This window comes from Amycolatopsis ponsaeliensis (assembly GCF_030182635.1).
Classification (GTDB): domain Bacteria; phylum Actinomycetota; class Actinomycetes; order Mycobacteriales; family Pseudonocardiaceae; genus Amycolatopsis; species Amycolatopsis ponsaeliensis.
Window position 1 is genome coordinate 151,869 of the sequence record NZ_JAPZLD010000021.1, and the last position, 14,115, is coordinate 165,983.

A 14,115-nucleotide genomic window follows, 5' to 3' on the forward strand; every position below is an offset into this window, starting at 1 on the left:
ATGCGACGTGCGGTAGATCACAGCTTGATCGCGGGCAGCGTCGCGAGTGGACCGTGTGGGGGTGACGATCACTCTACGGGCTGCGACCACCCGCGCCTGGAAGCGACGCGCGGGGGTCGCTTTGCCAGAATGGGCCCCGTGACGGCGAAGATTCTCGACGGCAAGGCCACCAAGAACGCCATTTTCGCGGAGCTCGAGCCGCGCGTCGCGGCGCTGGCCGCGAAGGGGGTGACGCCGGGCCTGGGCACCGTCCTGGTCGGCGACGACCCGGGCTCGCACTCGTACGTGCGGATGAAGCACGCCGACAGCGGCAAGATCGGGATCAACTCGATCCGCCGCGACCTGCCGGCCGACATCACCCAGGAGAAGCTCGAGGCCGTCATCGACGAGCTGAACGCGGACCCTGCCTGCCACGGCTACCTCGTCCAGCTGCCGCTGCCGAAGCACCTCGACGCGAACCGCGTGCTCGAGCGCATCGACCCGGAGAAGGACGCCGACGGCCTCGCCCCAGTCAGCCTCGGCCGGCTCGTGCTCGGCCAGCAGGGCGCGCTGCCGTGCACGCCGTACGGGATCGTCGAGCTGCTCAAGCGCCACGGCGTCGAGCTGAACGGCGCGCGCGTCACCGTGGTCGGCCGCGGCATCACCGTCGGCCGCACGCTGGGCCTGCTGCTGACCCGCCGCAGCGAGAACGCCACCGTCACCTTGTGCCACACGGGCACCCGCGACCTCGCCACCGAAGTCCGCCGCGCGGACATCATCGTCGCCGCGGCCGGCGTGCCGGGGATCATCACGCCGGACATGGTCGCGCCGGGCGCCGCGGTGCTCGACGTCGGCGTGTCCCACGTGGACGGCAAGCTCACCGGCGATGTTCACCCGGACGTGGCCGAGGTGGCCGGCTGGATTTCGCCGAACCCTGGCGGGGTCGGGCCGATGACCCGGGCGATGCTGGTGAGCAACGTCGTCGAAGCGGCGGAGCGCTCGGTTCAGGGCCGATGACGATGACCGAGGACCGGCGGGACGTCCACGACCGCCGGAGCCGGCCGGGCCGGTTCGCCCAGCTCCCGTTCGCGGTGGTGCTGCTGGTGGTGGCCGTCGCGGTGCTGCGGATCGTCCAGTACCACTGGCGGGAGGGCGCGGCGCTGATCGGCGCCGCACTCCTCCTCGCCGGGGTGCTGCGGGCGGTGCTGCCGACGGAGCGAGCGGGGCTGCTCGTGATCCGCGGCAAGGTCGTCGACATCGTGACCTACACCGGCCTCGCGGCGGCGGTGCTGTACGTGGCCCTGACGATCATCGGCGGCCCGCTCAGCGCCTCTTAGGACGCCGAGAAGCGGCACTTTCACGTGAAAGTGCCGCTTTCGGAGCTCCGGCGAAGTCGCACGACCCGGCTGTCCCTGCGCCGGTCGGCGGGTGTGGTGCCCCAGCCAAACGTCTTGAATGAGTCATTCAGGACCTCCGAAGACCTGAATGACTCATTCAAGACAACCGCCGGCGAGCCGCTGACCTGCGCCCGCCGAGGGGTCTGTCCGGACCGGCCTCGGCGCGGGTCAGGAAGCCATCGCGAGCTCACGCCGTTCGGCGCGGGCTTCGCGGCGGTCCAGGGTGCCCGAGACGATGGCCAGCGTCAGTCCGAAGACGGCCAGGAGCGCGCCGACCCAGTTGGGGGCGACCAGGCCGAGCCCGCCGGCGATCACCAGACCGCCGAGGTACGCCCCGATCGAGTTGGCGATGTTGAACGCGGACTGGACGGCGGCCGACACCAGGGACGGCGTGCCGCCCGCCTTCTCCATGATCCGCGCCTGCATCATCGGGCCGATCATGAACCCGGCGACGCCGACGAAGAAGATCGTGATCGCGGCGCCGACCTTGCCCTGCGCGGTGATCGTGAAGATCCCGAGCACGCAGGCCAGCGCCAGCAGCGCGGCGTACAGGCCCGGCATCAGCGCGCGGTCGGCCAGGCGGCCGCCGAGCAGGTTGCCGATCGTCATGCCGACCCCGGCCAGGGACAGCAGCAGCGTGACGTTCGACGGCGAGTAGCCGGCGACGTCGGTCAGCATCGGCGTGATGTAGGACAGGCAGGCGAAGACGCCGCCGAGTCCGAACGTGACGATCGCCAGCGCGAGGTGCACCTGCGGCCGCTTGAACGCGCCGAGCTCGTTGCGCAGCGACGCCTCCGCGGGCCGGCCCTGGTGGGGCACCAGCTTCGCGATGGCCGCCGCGGCGACCAGACCGATCACGGCGACGACGCCGAACGTGGCGCGCCAGCCGACCCGCTGGCCCAGCAGCGTGCCCAGCGGCACGCCGATGACGTTCGCGAGGGTCAGGCCGAGGAACATCATCGACACGGCCTTGGCGCGCTGGCCGGGGCCGACGAGGCTGGACGCGACGACCGCGCCGGCGCCGAAGAACGCGCCGTGGGGGAGGCCGGCCAGGAACCGGAACGCGATGCCGAACTCCTGGTTCGGGGCGAGCGCGAACAGGGCGTTGCCCAGCGTGAACAGGCCCATCATGGCCAGCAACATGGTCTTGCGCGGCAGCCGGACGGCGACCGCGGTGAGCAGCGGGGCGCCGACGACGACGCCGAGGGCGTAGGCGGAGATGAGGTAGCCGGCGGTCGGGATGTCGACGCCGAAGTCGGCGGCCGCCTGGGGCAGCACGCCCATCATGACGAACTCGGTGGTTCCGATGCCGAAGGCTCCGATGGCGAGCGCGAGCAGCGCGACGGGCACGGCACTCCTTCCAGGGTGGGTAAACGATTACTTGGCCAACCCAGCCTCAGGGACTGGATCGGTTCAGTCGGTGGACACAAAAGAGGACAGCCATGCGGCCCCAGCGCCGTCGGCTGTCCTGCCCACAGTCCAACAAGGGAAGGGGTGCGTTGTCATCCCGATAACGAGTGACGATCCACACCGTAACGCGATGATCAGCGCGGAGCGGCCAGAACGCCGTTCAGCAGGCCCGGGAACAGGGTGTCGAGATCGTTGCGGCGCAACGAGTTGAACCGGGTCGTCCCCTCCTGGCGGCCGGCCACGACGCCGGCCTGGCGCAGGATGCTCAGGTGGTGGGTGATTGTGGACTTGGTCACTGGAACGGTCAGCGCGCCGCACGCGAGCTCGCAGTCCGCCGCCGCGAGCTGGCGCACGATGCCCAGCCGCACCGGGTCGGCCAGGGCGCGCAGCACCCCTTCGACGGTGATCTCGTCCAGTGCCGGGTGGAAGATCGGCGGCAGTGGGGCGGTCTTGGCCATGAGCTCATTGTACGACGCCGGTCGAAATTGTCGGAGGGCCGTAGTACGGTGATGGTCGAACTACGACGTTCGTCGAACCAATCACCCGTTCCGCTTGGGGGACCCACCCATGTCCACACCCTCGTCCTCGAGGATCTCGGTGCTGGCCTTCGGCGCGTTCGGCGTCGGGACCAGCGGGTACATCGTGGCCGGGCTGCTACCGGCGCTGACCGGCGAGCTGCACGTCTCGGCCACCGCCGCGGCGCAGCTCGTCACCGCCTTCGCCATCGCGTACGCGGTCGGCTCGCCGATCTTCGCCGCCGTCACCGGCACCTGGGAGCGCCGGACGCTGCTGGTCGCCGCGCTCGCCGTGACCGCCGCCGGCAACCTGTTCGCCGCACTCGCGCCCGGCTACGGCACGCTCCTGCTGGCCCGGGTGGTGACCGCGATCGGCGCCGCGGTGTTCACCCCCGCGGCGAGTGCCGTCGCGGCCCAGCTGACGAGCCCGGAACGCCGGGGCCGCGCGATCGCGCTCGTGTTCGGCGGGCTGACCGTCGCGCTCATCTTCGGCGTGCCGCTGGGCAGCCTCATTTCGCAGCACCTCGGCTACCGGACGGCGTTCGCGCTGGTCGCCGCGTTCTCGCTGGCGAGCGCGCTGGCCGTGCGGATGGCGCTGCCGTCGGTCGCCGCGCCGCCGCGGGTGACCCTGGCCGAACGGTTCGCCGCCGGCCGCGACCCGCGCGTGCTCGTCATGCTGGCCGTGACGGTCCTCGGGTGCCTCGCCGCGTTCATGGTCTACACGTTCGTGTCCCCGCTGCTGGCCGCGACCGCGGGCGTCCACGGCACGGCGGTCACGGTACTGCTCTTCTGCTACGGCGTCGGCGGCGCGGTCGGCAACTTCGCCGGCGGCCGGGCGGCCGACCGCTGGGGTTCGCGCGCGCCGCTGCTCGTCGTGACGGCCGGGATCACCGTCGTGCTGGCGCTGCTGCCGATCGCGACGACGACGCCGATCGCGGCCGGTGTCGCGCTGTTCGTGTGGGGGGTGGCGACGTGGTCGTTCAGCCCGCCGGTGCAGCACCGCCTGATCGAGCTGGCTCCGGGCCACGCGGGCTTGGTGCTCTCGCTCAACGCGTCGGCGATCTACCTCGGCGTCGGGCTGTCCGGCGTGGTCGGGGGCGCGGTGCTGACGTCCGGCGGGCCGCTGGTGCTGCCCGAGGTCGCGGCGGCGCTGACCCTGGTGGCGCTGGTGCTCGTCGGGACCGCGTGGGGCCGGGTCCGTGCGCCGCGGGAAGAGGTCGCCGTCTAGTCGGCGTGGGCCTGGACTTCGCAGTCCGGGCCCGGATAGACGAGCGCCTCGTGCCCGTCGGCGAACCGCACCAGGTAGGGCGGGGCGCCGTCGGGCCCGCGGACCTCGAGGATTTCGCCGCGCTGTTCCGCCGAGCCGACGGTACGGCCGTGTACCTGGATTTCGTCTCCCACTCCTGCGTGCATGACTGCACCTCCGGGTCCAGGGTAGGAGCGCGGATCGTTCCGCGGTCCCGGCGAACGGGTTAGAATCCGGGCATGAACAGCGAAATCGGAGGCGCCGCGCCTCAGCGCCGGTGAGCCCCGCGGTCCGGGTCCGCACGCCGCGCGAGCTGCGGAAGTCCCGGCGGAACAAAGCACATTCCTGTTGGGGCCACCTGGTGGCCGCCCCGCTCTGGCCGTTGCACGGCGCGAACCTCGGCACGCTCCTGCGCACCTGTGACGCGGTGGGCGCGTGCCTCGCGGTGCCGCGGTTCCCGTGGGTGCCCGAGGCGTTGCGCCGAGGAAACACGTTGCGACGCCCGGCATGCGTGCACTGGGTGCACGATCCGCCGGGCTGGCTGGCCCGCGAGCGGGCGGCGGGCACGCGGGTCGTCGGCGTCGAACTGGCGGAGGAAGCGGTGCGGCTGGCGGACCTGCCCGCCGCCCGCGGCCGCACGATCGCCGTGCTCGGCCACGAGCAGACCGGCATCCCGCCCGAGGCGCTCGACCTGCTCGACACCGTCGTCGAAATCCCGATGGTGGGCACCGGCGCGAGTCTCAACGTCGCGGTGGCGGGGAGTTTGGTGTTGTACAAACTCGCTGGACTGCTGTGAGAGGGTCGAACGGTGGTCGAGGTGGTGGAGACGGTCCGTGGCCGTGGCGGCGAGCTGGTCCTGCGCCGCGACGGCGAAGCGCTCGAAGTGATCGAGAACGGCGTCTTCCTGATGGACACGCGCAACGGCGAGTCCGAGCGCCTCCTGGTGACGCGCGCTGACCCCGGGAGCCCACGTGCTGATCGGCGGCCTCGGCGTCGGCTTCTCCCTGCGCGCGGCCCTCGACGCGGGCGCGGCTTCGGTCGTGGTCGTGGAACGCGAGCCGGCGGTGATCGCGTGGAACCGGTCCGGTCCACTTCGGACGGTCCACGGAGACGCGCTGTCCGATCCGCGGGTGCGGGTCGTTCCGGCTGATCTCGTGTCGTGGCTGTCCCGGACGTCCGACCGCTTCGACGCGCTGTGCCTCGACATCGACAACGGTCCCGAGTGGACGGTCACGGAAGGCAACGCCGAGCTGTATTCCGACGCGGGACTGACGCGGCTGGCCTCGCTGCTGAACCCGGGTGGCGTGCTGGCGGTGTGGAGCGCGGGCGCGGCGCCGGCGTTCACCGCGCGTCTCCGGGCGCACTTCGGGGACGTGCGCGAGGTCCCGGTCGAGGTCCCGCGTGGCGTGCCGGACGTGCTGTGGTTCGCGCGGAACTAGCGGTCGCGGAGAACACGGCCTGGTGCGGGCGTGGACCGGCCGCGCGCGCACACCGGAGTACTACCCGGACGCGGTGACGCTCGACCCCGCCGCCACGGCAGCCGACGTCCTCCCGTTCATCGACGGCTCGGCCCGCTGCGCGTCTGGGTGCGTTAGCCCGCCTTGGCCGCGGCCTTGGCGGCCTTCTTGAACGCGCGGACCTCACCGAGCGTTTCGGCGCTCGTGACGTCGGCGATCGACCGGCGCGAGCCACGGTCGCCGTACGACCCGGCCGCCTCGCGCCAGCCCTTCGGCTGGATGCCGCGCTGCTTGCCCAGCAGGGCCAGGAAGATCTTCGCCTTCTGCTCGCCGAACCCGGGCAGCGCACGCAGCCGCTTCAGGACTTCCGGGCCGTCTGGCTTCGGGCGGCCGTCGAGCCAGATGCCTTCGGTCCGGCCGTCGTAGTTCTCGATGATGTGTTCCGCGAGGGCGTGGACGCGGCGGGCCATCGAGCCGCCGTAGCGGTGGATGGCCGGCGGCACGACGCACATCTCGACGAACGTCTCGACGTCGGTCGCGGCGATCTTCGCCAAGGCGAAACCGTCCATCCGGTCGGCGATCTTTCGCGGGCCGGCGAAGGCGTGCTCCATCGGGTACTGCTGGTCCAGGAGCATCCCGACGAGCAGGGCGAACGGGTCGTCGTTGAGCAGCTTGTCGGCGGCCGGGTCGCCGGTCAGGTGCAGTTCGCGCAGCATGCGGCCATCTTGACACAACCGGCGGACAGGTCAACGAGCCTTCGAATACCTCGACGGTGTGGTGCCCAGGTACCGCTTGAAGTGCCGCGTGAGGTGGGCCTGGTCGGTGAACCCGGCGACGGCGGCGACCTCGGCGGCCGGCGAGCCGTCGAGCAGCAGCCGGCGCGCCCGGTCGACGCGGCGGCCCGTCAGGTAGCGGTGCGGCGGCAGGCCGAACCGCGCCCCGAAGCAGCGGACGAGGTGCGCCGGGTGCGCGCCGAGCGTCTCGGCCGCTTCGGCCAGCGTCAGCGCTTCGGGCAGCCTCGCGTCGAGGAGGTCGCGCAGGTCGTCCGCGAGCCCGCGCTTCGGTTCGTGCACTGCCGGCCGGCCGAGGTGGGTGTGGAGCCGCTCGGCGACCAGCGCGAGCCGGCTTTCGGCCTCGAGCGCGTCGCCCGGCTCGGCCAGCGACACGTGCAGCTGGTGGATGCGGGTGCGCAGCAGCCCGTCGGCGACGCTCGGCTGGTCGACCGCGGCGCCGATGAGGTCCTCGCCCAGCACCGACGTCTCCAGGTAGAGCACGCGCTTGCGGAAGCCGTGGCTGGTGGCGGCGCGCCCGTCGTGCGCGACGTTCGGCGGCAGCAGCGTCACGGCCGGCCCGAGCGCGCCGTGGTGGTGGCGGTCGAGGTCGTAGCTGATGACGCCGTCGTCGACGATCAGCAGCGTCCACGTGTCGTGGGTGTGCAGCGGGTAGGCGTGCGTGATGAAGCGCGCGTGGAAGACCTCGGCGATCCCCGGGACCGCCGGCCGCCAAGCTTCGACGTGCGCCATGTCAAGAACGTACAAGACGCGCGGGTCGCCGGCGGGGGACTCTTTCCGGCATGAGTTCCTTCGACACGAAGATCGCCGTCCTGCTCCGCGACGACCTGGCGTCCTGGCAGCGGCTCAACGTCACCGCGTTCCTGGTGAGCGGCATCGCCCACGTGACGCCGGAGCTGATGGGCGAGCCGTACCTCGACGCCGACGACACCGAGTACCTGCCGATGTTCGGCCAGCCGGTGATGGTGTTCTCGGGCACCGCGGACGTCCTCACGGCGGCGCACACCCGCGCACTGGGCCGCGGCCTGCGGATTTCCCTTTTCACCGACGAGCTGTTCCACACGGGCAACGACGTCGACAACCGGGCGGCGGTCCGCGCGGTGCCGGGGGAGAAGCTGGCGCTGGCCGGGCTGGCGCTGCACGGCCCGAAGAACGCGGTGGACAAGATCCTCAAGGGCGCTTCATTGCACCGTTGAGACCTGTCCCCGGCATCGGTCGCGCTGGCAGCATGATCGATGACGCCGCATCAGGCGGCCTCGGGATGGGGAGGTTCCGTGAATTCACTTCGTCGCGCCTGCGTGGTCCTGTCGGCGGCGGCCGGGCTGGGCTTGGCGCTCGTCCCGGTCGCTTCGGCGGATCCGGTGCAGACGGTGGACTACACCTCGGAAGCCGGCGCCGGGCCGCTGGAGGGCAGCGCCCACTACGCGACGCCGGGCGACGAGATCGCCGTCTGGGAGTACAACGGCGTGCTGAAGATCGACGTCCAGTCGGGGCTGAAGGACATGCGCGTCGAGCTGAGCGCACCGGCGGGGGAGACCCTGCACACCGGGACGTACACGGGCGCGCGGTTCCGCGGCCAGAGCGACCCGGCGCTGAGCACCCCGGGGATCTTCGTCTACACCGGCGGCCTGTCGTGCGGCGACGACTACGCGGACTTCACGATCGACCGGCTTGATGCGACCGGGGTGGATCTGACGTTCGTCCATCGCTGCGGCAGCCCGGACGGCCCGGCCACCCATGGCCAGGTCCACTTCACGGCCTGAGCCGCTCCACCGGCGGTAGCGTCCCGGCGGTCACCCACGCGACCCAGTCCGCGGGCTCGAACACGCAGTTCCCGGACCACACGCGGCTCGCGTGCCGGCCGAGCAACCGGACGGCTCGCCAGAGGTCGTCGTCGGCGTCGTGCCGCTCGAAGGTGACGCGGTTCGCGGTCGTGCGGCAGAAGACACCGGTCTGCGAGGTCGCCAGCCGGTCCCGGCGCTGGAGGAACCAGCCGTCGGGATCGGCGGGCGTGCCCGCGTCACCGCCGAGCATCCGCCAGACGATGTCGGATCCGAGCTGGGGCACCTCGGCGATGTCCAAGGTGCAAGCGTTTGCGGACGGCATGGGGAGCACGACCCGCCGCTCGGTTCGCAGCAGAGTCAGGTCGAAGGCGGCGGCTGTCACGCGGATCCGCAGCGGGGCGAAGAACTCGACGGTCACCAGTCCGTCGTGTTCCCGGCTGCTCGGCTCTTCCAGCGCGTGGTCAGGCGCCGGCGGTTCGGCCGCCTGGAGCTCCGCCGGATCGGCGCTCAGCTCAAAGACCTCGAGGACCGAGACCTCACCGGGCACGCGCCGGTACTCCGAGTACGCCTCCAGCAGCAGCGAAACCCGGCTGCCGTCCGCGGTGACCTGCGTCAGGTGGCCGTCCGCGAACCGCTCCAGGTTCACGGGGCCGTCGCGTGCACCACGAACGTGCTCCGCACCCGGTCCGCGCCCCGGTACGTGAAAGTCCGCGCCGAAACGTCCACGAACCCGGCCGACGTGGCCAGTGCCGCCGCCTCGGCGTCGTCGGTCGGGAACGTGATGTCCCTCGGCACGAAGTCCGCGAAGGCCCCCGAAGGCCGGAACCGCGCCCCAGAGACGACCGAGAACGCGAGCCGGCCACCCGGCCGCAGCACCCGCCGCCAGTCCGCGAACGCGACCGCCCCCAGGAAGTGCAGCGAGGACGCGCACAGCACGACGTCGGCCGACCCGTCCGGTGACGGCATCGGCACCGCCGGCCCGACCTGCCAGGTGATCACCCCCGACGGATCCAGCTCAGCCGCCTTCGCCGTCGCCTGAGCCACCATCGCCGGCGAGAGATCGACAGCCAGCACGCGAGACGGCTTCAGTCGCAACGCCGCGTACGCCGCGAAGCCCGTCCCCGTGGCGACGTCCAGTACGAGGTCCGGCTCGGGTGGCAGGGGCGCGACCAGCTCGTCCGCGACCCGGGCGTGGAAGGTGTCTTCGTCGTAGTGCTCGGCCGTGCTGTCGAAGAGGGCTGCCCTCGCGTCGTGGTCCACGGACCCAACCTAGCCGGGCCGACCAGCGATTTTCAGGGGCCGGCGGCCGGCGAAGCCCAGGTCGGCCCGGTGGTACCAGCTCAGCTCGCGATCACCCTCGAGCCAGCACAGCAGCACGTCGGTCCCGTCGAGCTCGGCCGGGAAGTCGACCAGCAGCGGCGCGAACCCCTTGAGCTCGGCGCCGGTGCGCTGGACCGTCGTCATCAGGTCGTCGAGCCGGGCCTGCGCGGCCTTCCACTCGGGCAGCCCGCCCAGCTCCGTCTCGCGCCCGCCCGGACGCAGCGACGCCGCGAGCTCGGCCGCGTCGGCCCGGACGCGCACCAGTTCGTCGAGGACCGGCCGCAGCCGCGCCAGTTCGTCGCATGCCTCCGCGACGGTGAACAAACCCATCGGCCGATGATCCCACCGGCGCGGTTCAGGCCTCCCGGCGCCGCCGCACCAGCGCGTTGGCCAGCCCGCTGCCGACCAGCAGGAACCCCACGCCGAGCAGGCCGCCGATGAAGAGGAAGTCCGTGATGCCGTACGCGATGTCGCTCTTCGGCATCCGGTTCACCAGGCGGAATCCCCACTCGGGCACGGCCATCGTGGCGACGCTGGGCAGCACCCCGTAGATCAGGCCGCCGAGGATCGGGCCGACCGCCGACAGCGCCCCGAGCGCGGCGACGCCGAGCAGCAGGATCGCCCCGCCGGCCAGCAGCGCGATACCCAGCGGGTCGCGGTTGGTGCTCAGCGTGGCCTGGATCAGCTGTTGCTGGCGCAGCCCGCCCCAGCTCAGCAGGCCCAGCGCGACCGGCGTGAGCAGGAGCCCGCTCAGCGCGCTGACCAGGTGGGCGACACCGCGGCGCGGCTGTTCGTCGAGCGCTTCCGTCGTGTCGTCGTAGTCCTCGTAATCGTCTTCGTACTCGCCGTACCGATGGGTCGACATGGCCGTCACCTCCCGCATGATGAGTTCACGGATGGCATCGTGCCCTGGTTCACCCGGAAGCGCGACGCTCGCTCGATGAGCGGTCGGATCGGCCTAACGGCTGGTCGTGCCCGGTGACCCTGGCCACAATCGGCGGGGGGAGACTTGATACCGGCCACTACTGGAACCATCCAGGACGGTCAAGCAGTACGCTTGTACCGCTACCGGCGAGACGTATCGAAGTAACGCGAAGATCCGCGGAAGGAGCACCGCTGCTCATGGCCAAGATCAAGGTCCAGGGCACCGTCGTCGAACTCGACGGCGATGAGATGACCCGCATCATCTGGCAGTTCATCAAGGACAAGCTGATCCACCCGTACCTGGACGTGAACCTGGACTACTACGACCTGGGCATCGAGGAGCGGGACCGCACCGACGACCAGGTCACGGTCGACTCCGCGAACGCGATCAAGAAGCACGGCGTGGGTGTCAAGTGCGCCACGATCACCCCGGACGAGGCACGCGTCGAAGAGTTCGGCCTCAAGAAGATGTGGCTGTCCCCGAACGGGACGATCCGCAACATCCTCGGCGGCGTGATCTTCCGCGAGCCGATCGTCATCCAGAACATCCCGCGCCTGGTGCCGACGTGGACGAAGCCGATCATCATCGGCCGCCACGCCCACGGCGACCAGTACAAGGCGACCAACTTCAAGGTCCCCGGCCCGGGCACGCTGACCATCAGCTACACCCCGGACGACGGCTCCGAACCGATGGAGTTCGAGGTCGCGAAGTTCCCCGAGGGCGGCGGCGTCGCCATGGGGATGTACAACTTCAAGAAGTCGATCGAGGACTTCGCGCGCGCGTCGCTGCAGTACGGCCTCGACCGCGGCCTGCCGGTGTACCTCTCCACCAAGAACACGATCCTCAAGGCCTACGACGGCCAGTTCAAGGACGTCTTCGAGGAGATCTTCCAGGCCGAGTTCAAGGCCGACTTCGACGCCAAGGGCATCTCCTACGAGCACCGCCTGATCGACGACATGGTCGCCGCGGCGATGAAGTGGGAGGGCGGCTACGTCTGGGCGTGCAAGAACTACGACGGTGACGTCCAGTCCGACACGGTCGCGCAGGGCTTCGGCTCGCTCGGCCTGATGACGTCGGTGCTGCGCACGCCGGACGGCCGGACCGTCGAGGCCGAGGCCGCGCACGGCACGGTCACCCGGCACTACCGCCAGCACCAGCAGGGCAAGCCGACCTCGACGAACCCGATCGCGTCGATCTACGCCTGGACCCGGGGCCTCGAGCACCGCGGCAAGCTGGACGGCAACCAGGAGCTGATCGGCTTCGCGAACAAGCTGGAAGAGGTCGTCGTCGAGACCGTCGAAAGCGGTCAGATGACGAAGGACCTGGCGCTGCTGATCAGCAAGGACCAGCCGTTCCAGACGACCGAGGAGTTCCTCGCGACGCTGGACGACAACCTGGCCAAGAAGATCGCCCAGGGCTGAGCCCTTTTTCGAAGCCCCCTTCCCGGTTTGCCGGGAAGGGGGCTTTCGCGTGTTCACAGCGCGTCACCGGTGGGGATGTGGACTGGCGCCTCCGGGTGGTTGCTGCGTCCGGCGCTGTCGGTCCGGGTAAAGGATTGCCTACCCTTGGCGGGGGACGGGGCACGCGGTTGGAGGAAGGCATGTCGAAGAAGACTCTGCTCATCTTGGGCGCCATCGTCCTGGTCGTCATCGTCTACGTGATGAACACGGACAAGCAGGCTTCGGGAGCTTCGGCGACCGGCTGCAAGGTGACCGTGACCGCGGACGTCCTCAACGCCCGCGAGACGGCCGACGGCAACGCGAAGGTCGTCGGCAAGTACCTGCGCGACGCCCAGTTCGACGCGTTGCCGGGCGTGCAGAACGGCTTCCGGAAGGTGGCCGACGACAAGTGGGTCGCCGCCGCGTTCACCGAACCGGTCGCCGGTTCCGCCTGCTGATCAGACTCCCAGCAGGTCGGTGCCGAGGGTGATGACGCCGCACAGCGCGGCGGTCAGCCCCAGCACTCGCGCGCGTTTCGGGTCGCGCTTCGCCGCGGCGCGCCAGTAGAGGCCGATGCCGATCACCAACATGAGCAGTTCGACGACGGCCGAGACGGCGGGCAGCCGCCAGAGCCCGAAGCCGAACGTGGGCAGGTCGCCGGCGTTGCCGGGCAGGATCGGCAGGTCGGCGCGGTGCACGACGAGGTCGAGCAGCCAGTGCGAGAAGACGACACCGCCGAGGATGAGCCCGGCTTCCCGGCCGAGCCAATGACTCGCGACCGCCCCGAAGAGCGCGGCGAGGACAAGTGCGCCGACGAGGGAGTGCGTGTAGTCGGCGTGGATGACGCCGCCGCCGTAGCCCGCGCCGTCGACGGTCTCGATGCCGCTGAGGTAGAGCGGCACGAAGACGACGTCGAGCCAGGCGGTGGCGAGCATGAGCGTCCACACGGGGATGGCCGGCCGGCCCGCCTTGACGGCGGCCGCGAGCCCGAAGTGCCCGGCGATCATCTGCGGGCCTCCGTCCAGGGGAAGCGGGCGTCGAGCACACCGAGCCCGACGGTGAAGAGGAGTACGGCGAGGATGAAGCTCATGGTTTCTCCGCGTAGTTCGTGAGGGCTTGGACGAGCATGGATTTGAGGACTTCGAAGCTCTGGCCGACGTCTTCGGGCCGCCCGAAGCCACCGGACGCTTCGAGCCCGGCGAAGCCGTGCACGGCGGCGCGGATGCAGCGCGTGGCGTGCACGGCCTGGACGTGGTCGAAGCCGAACGGCCTGAGCACGGCGAAGACGACCTCGGCGACGGCGTGAGTGGCCCGGCTGAGCTCGGCGTCGGATTCGTCGGGGGCAGTCGTCAGGGCGTTGGTGCGGTGCGGGTGGCGCAGCAGGTAGGCGCGATAGGCGTCGGCCAGAGCGCTCACCGCTGCCGGGCCTTCGCGTCCGGTGGCGGCGGTTCTCAGTGCTTCGGCCATCTCCTGGACGACTTTGAGGTCGATGAGCCGGCGCAGGTCGGCGAGGTTTTTGACGTGCTTGTAGAGCGAGGGCGCGGCTACTCCGGCGCGTTCCGCGACCTTGGCGAGGGTCAGTGCTTCGGCGCTGGACTCGTCGACGATCTTGAGGGCTAAGTCGACCACCGCTTCGGTGGTCAGTCCCGCTCTAGGGGACATCGGGTTGGCTACTTGGCATAGCTTTAAAGCTAATGTTCGTAGCTTCTGGCGTCAAGGCGCGTTTTTTGTCGGTGGTCGCTGATAGAACTTGTCTGGTCCGAATACGCAGGTGAGCGGAGGTGCGGCGACGCCCGGGGGCGGGCGACAACTGAATGCGGCATGGGCTGAGGCGAGGTGTCCGCGGGGTCTC

Annotated in this window: 20 protein-coding genes; 9 read left to right on the forward strand and 11 right to left on the reverse strand. The window is 70.6% G+C overall.

The window, feature by feature from the left end:
• Window positions 1-138 precede the first annotated feature (138 nt).
• Together QQ657_RS29455 and QQ657_RS29460 are read left to right on the forward strand one after the other, a co-directional pair.
• On the forward strand, window positions 139-996 hold the full coding sequence (locus QQ657_RS29455; RefSeq protein ID WP_284745504.1) for a bifunctional methylenetetrahydrofolate dehydrogenase/methenyltetrahydrofolate cyclohydrolase: 858 nt from the start codon (window positions 139-141) through the stop codon (window positions 994-996).
• Entirely contained in the window at window positions 993-1,316 is a 324-nt protein-coding gene (locus QQ657_RS29460) for a DUF3017 domain-containing protein (RefSeq protein ID WP_284745505.1), read from the forward strand. Before QQ657_RS29455 ends, QQ657_RS29460 begins: the two co-directional genes overlap by 4 nt.
• 228 nt (window positions 1,317-1,544) lie before the next feature.
• On the opposite strand, the gene QQ657_RS29465 is transcribed toward QQ657_RS29460, so the two are convergent.
• Together QQ657_RS29465 and QQ657_RS29470 are read right to left on the reverse strand one after the other, a co-directional pair.
• Complete coding sequence (locus QQ657_RS29465) at window positions 1,545-2,726, reverse strand: MFS transporter (RefSeq protein WP_284745506.1); 1,182 nt, start codon at window positions 2,724-2,726, stop codon at window positions 1,545-1,547.
• A gap of 194 nt (window positions 2,727-2,920) precedes the next feature.
• Entirely contained in the window at window positions 2,921-3,244 is a 324-nt protein-coding gene (locus tag QQ657_RS29470) for an ArsR/SmtB family transcription factor (RefSeq protein WP_284745507.1), read from the reverse strand.
• 109 nt (window positions 3,245-3,353) lie between these two features.
• On the opposite strand from QQ657_RS29470, the gene QQ657_RS29475 reads away from it, so the two are divergent.
• On the forward strand, window positions 3,354-4,529 hold the full coding sequence (locus QQ657_RS29475) for an MFS transporter (RefSeq protein ID WP_284745508.1): 1,176 nt from the start codon (window positions 3,354-3,356) through the stop codon (window positions 4,527-4,529).
• Here QQ657_RS29475 and QQ657_RS29480 read toward each other — a convergent pair.
• Window positions 4,526-4,714 carry a DUF1918 domain-containing protein gene (locus tag QQ657_RS29480; protein WP_284745509.1) on the reverse strand — a complete coding sequence of 63 codons (189 nt, stop codon included), beginning with the start codon at window positions 4,712-4,714 and terminating at the stop codon, window positions 4,526-4,528. The genes QQ657_RS29475 and QQ657_RS29480 overlap by 4 nt on opposite strands.
• Before the next feature lie 194 nt (window positions 4,715-4,908).
• Between QQ657_RS29480 and QQ657_RS29485 the strand changes: the two genes are divergently transcribed.
• Together QQ657_RS29485 and QQ657_RS29490 are read left to right on the forward strand one after the other, a co-directional pair.
• A complete protein-coding gene (locus QQ657_RS29485) occupies window positions 4,909-5,343 on the forward strand; it encodes a TrmH family RNA methyltransferase (RefSeq protein ID WP_284745510.1) in 435 nt (144 codons plus the stop codon).
• A gap of 175 nt (window positions 5,344-5,518) precedes the next feature.
• Window positions 5,519-5,986, forward strand: a complete 468-nt coding sequence (locus tag QQ657_RS29490; protein WP_284745511.1) for a spermidine synthase family protein — start codon at window positions 5,519-5,521, stop codon at window positions 5,984-5,986.
• A 152-nt stretch (window positions 5,987-6,138) separates the two neighbouring features.
• Here the strand turns inward: QQ657_RS29490 and QQ657_RS29495 are convergent, their stop codons facing one another.
• Entirely contained in the window at window positions 6,139-6,720 is a 582-nt protein-coding gene (locus QQ657_RS29495) for an HhH-GPD-type base excision DNA repair protein (RefSeq protein WP_284745512.1), read from the reverse strand.
• A gap of 30 nt (window positions 6,721-6,750) precedes the next feature.
• Window positions 6,751-7,527: a helix-turn-helix transcriptional regulator gene (locus tag QQ657_RS29500; protein ID WP_284745513.1), complete on the reverse strand. Its 777-nt coding sequence runs from the start codon at window positions 7,525-7,527 to the stop codon at window positions 6,751-6,753.
• Between the two features lie 50 nt (window positions 7,528-7,577).
• Between QQ657_RS29500 and QQ657_RS29505 the strand changes: the two genes are divergently transcribed.
• The gene (locus QQ657_RS29505; RefSeq protein WP_284745514.1) at window positions 7,578-7,991 is read left to right on the forward strand and encodes a DUF2000 domain-containing protein; all 414 of its coding nucleotides are present in this window, start codon (window positions 7,578-7,580) and stop codon (window positions 7,989-7,991) included.
• A gap of 78 nt (window positions 7,992-8,069) precedes the next feature.
• A complete protein-coding gene (locus tag QQ657_RS29510; RefSeq protein WP_284745515.1) occupies window positions 8,070-8,558 on the forward strand; it encodes a hypothetical protein in 489 nt (162 codons plus the stop codon).
• Here QQ657_RS29510 and QQ657_RS29515 read toward each other — a convergent pair.
• From QQ657_RS29515 to QQ657_RS29530, 4 genes are read right to left on the reverse strand one after another with little or no spacing between them, the layout of a single operon-like run.
• Window positions 8,548-9,225 carry a hypothetical protein gene (locus tag QQ657_RS29515; RefSeq protein WP_284745516.1) on the reverse strand — a complete coding sequence of 226 codons (678 nt, stop codon included), beginning with the start codon at window positions 9,223-9,225 and terminating at the stop codon, window positions 8,548-8,550. The two genes, QQ657_RS29510 and QQ657_RS29515, sit on opposite strands and share 11 nt — an antisense overlap.
• A complete protein-coding gene (locus QQ657_RS29520; RefSeq protein WP_284745517.1) occupies window positions 9,222-9,839 on the reverse strand; it encodes a class I SAM-dependent methyltransferase in 618 nt (205 codons plus the stop codon). The genes QQ657_RS29515 and QQ657_RS29520 overlap by 4 nt, the downstream gene beginning before the upstream one ends.
• A 9-nt stretch (window positions 9,840-9,848) precedes the next feature.
• Window positions 9,849-10,229 carry a DUF2203 domain-containing protein gene (locus QQ657_RS29525; RefSeq protein ID WP_284745518.1) on the reverse strand — a complete coding sequence of 127 codons (381 nt, stop codon included), beginning with the start codon at window positions 10,227-10,229 and terminating at the stop codon, window positions 9,849-9,851.
• A 25-nt stretch (window positions 10,230-10,254) separates the two neighbouring features.
• A complete protein-coding gene (locus QQ657_RS29530) occupies window positions 10,255-10,764 on the reverse strand; it encodes a hypothetical protein (protein WP_284745519.1) in 510 nt (169 codons plus the stop codon).
• A 257-nt stretch (window positions 10,765-11,021) separates the two neighbouring features.
• Here QQ657_RS29530 and QQ657_RS29535 point away from each other — a divergent pair, with 257 nt between their 5' ends.
• Together QQ657_RS29535 and QQ657_RS29540 are read left to right on the forward strand one after the other, a co-directional pair.
• Window positions 11,022-12,245 (forward strand): NADP-dependent isocitrate dehydrogenase, encoded by a 1,224-nt coding sequence (locus QQ657_RS29535; RefSeq protein WP_284745520.1) that lies wholly within the window; start codon window positions 11,022-11,024, stop codon window positions 12,243-12,245.
• A gap of 179 nt (window positions 12,246-12,424) precedes the next feature.
• On the forward strand, window positions 12,425-12,721 hold the full coding sequence (locus QQ657_RS29540; RefSeq protein WP_284745521.1) for an SH3 domain-containing protein: 297 nt from the start codon (window positions 12,425-12,427) through the stop codon (window positions 12,719-12,721).
• Here the strand turns inward: QQ657_RS29540 and QQ657_RS29545 are convergent, their stop codons facing one another.
• Window positions 12,722-13,270, reverse strand: a complete 549-nt coding sequence (locus QQ657_RS29545) for a permease (protein WP_284745522.1) — start codon at window positions 13,268-13,270, stop codon at window positions 12,722-12,724.
• Between the two features lie 79 nt (window positions 13,271-13,349).
• On the reverse strand, window positions 13,350-13,925 hold the full coding sequence (locus QQ657_RS29550; RefSeq protein ID WP_284745523.1) for a TetR/AcrR family transcriptional regulator: 576 nt from the start codon (window positions 13,923-13,925) through the stop codon (window positions 13,350-13,352).
• Window positions 13,926-14,115 lie beyond the last annotated feature (190 nt).

What these genes read in the sequence shown, in the direction of transcription:
- QQ657_RS29460 (WP_284745505.1), top strand. Translation starts at nt 993, where the DNA reads ATGACGATGACCGAGGACCGGCGGGACGTCCACGACCGCCGGAGCCGG.
- QQ657_RS29470 (WP_284745507.1), bottom strand. Translation starts at nt 3,244, where the DNA reads ATGGCCAAGACCGCCCCACTGCCGCCGATCTTCCACCCGGCACTGGAC.
- QQ657_RS29475 (WP_284745508.1), top strand. Translation starts at nt 3,354, where the DNA reads ATGTCCACACCCTCGTCCTCGAGGATCTCGGTGCTGGCCTTCGGCGCG.
- QQ657_RS29480 (WP_284745509.1), bottom strand. Translation starts at nt 4,714, where the DNA reads ATGCACGCAGGAGTGGGAGACGAAATCCAGGTACACGGCCGTACCGTC.
- QQ657_RS29495 (WP_284745512.1), bottom strand. Translation starts at nt 6,720, where the DNA reads ATGCTGCGCGAACTGCACCTGACCGGCGACCCGGCCGCCGACAAGCTG.
- QQ657_RS29500 (WP_284745513.1), bottom strand. Translation starts at nt 7,527, where the DNA reads ATGGCGCACGTCGAAGCTTGGCGGCCGGCGGTCCCGGGGATCGCCGAG.
- QQ657_RS29505 (WP_284745514.1), top strand. Translation starts at nt 7,578, where the DNA reads ATGAGTTCCTTCGACACGAAGATCGCCGTCCTGCTCCGCGACGACCTG.
- QQ657_RS29525 (WP_284745518.1), bottom strand. Translation starts at nt 10,229, where the DNA reads ATGGGTTTGTTCACCGTCGCGGAGGCATGCGACGAACTGGCGCGGCTG.
- QQ657_RS29530 (WP_284745519.1), bottom strand. Translation starts at nt 10,764, where the DNA reads ATGTCGACCCATCGGTACGGCGAGTACGAAGACGATTACGAGGACTAC.
- QQ657_RS29535 (WP_284745520.1), top strand. Translation starts at nt 11,022, where the DNA reads ATGGCCAAGATCAAGGTCCAGGGCACCGTCGTCGAACTCGACGGCGAT.
- QQ657_RS29540 (WP_284745521.1), top strand. Translation starts at nt 12,425, where the DNA reads ATGTCGAAGAAGACTCTGCTCATCTTGGGCGCCATCGTCCTGGTCGTC.
- QQ657_RS29545 (WP_284745522.1), bottom strand. Translation starts at nt 13,270, where the DNA reads ATGATCGCCGGGCACTTCGGGCTCGCGGCCGCCGTCAAGGCGGGCCGG.
- QQ657_RS29550 (WP_284745523.1), bottom strand. Translation starts at nt 13,925, where the DNA reads ATGTCCCCTAGAGCGGGACTGACCACCGAAGCGGTGGTCGACTTAGCC.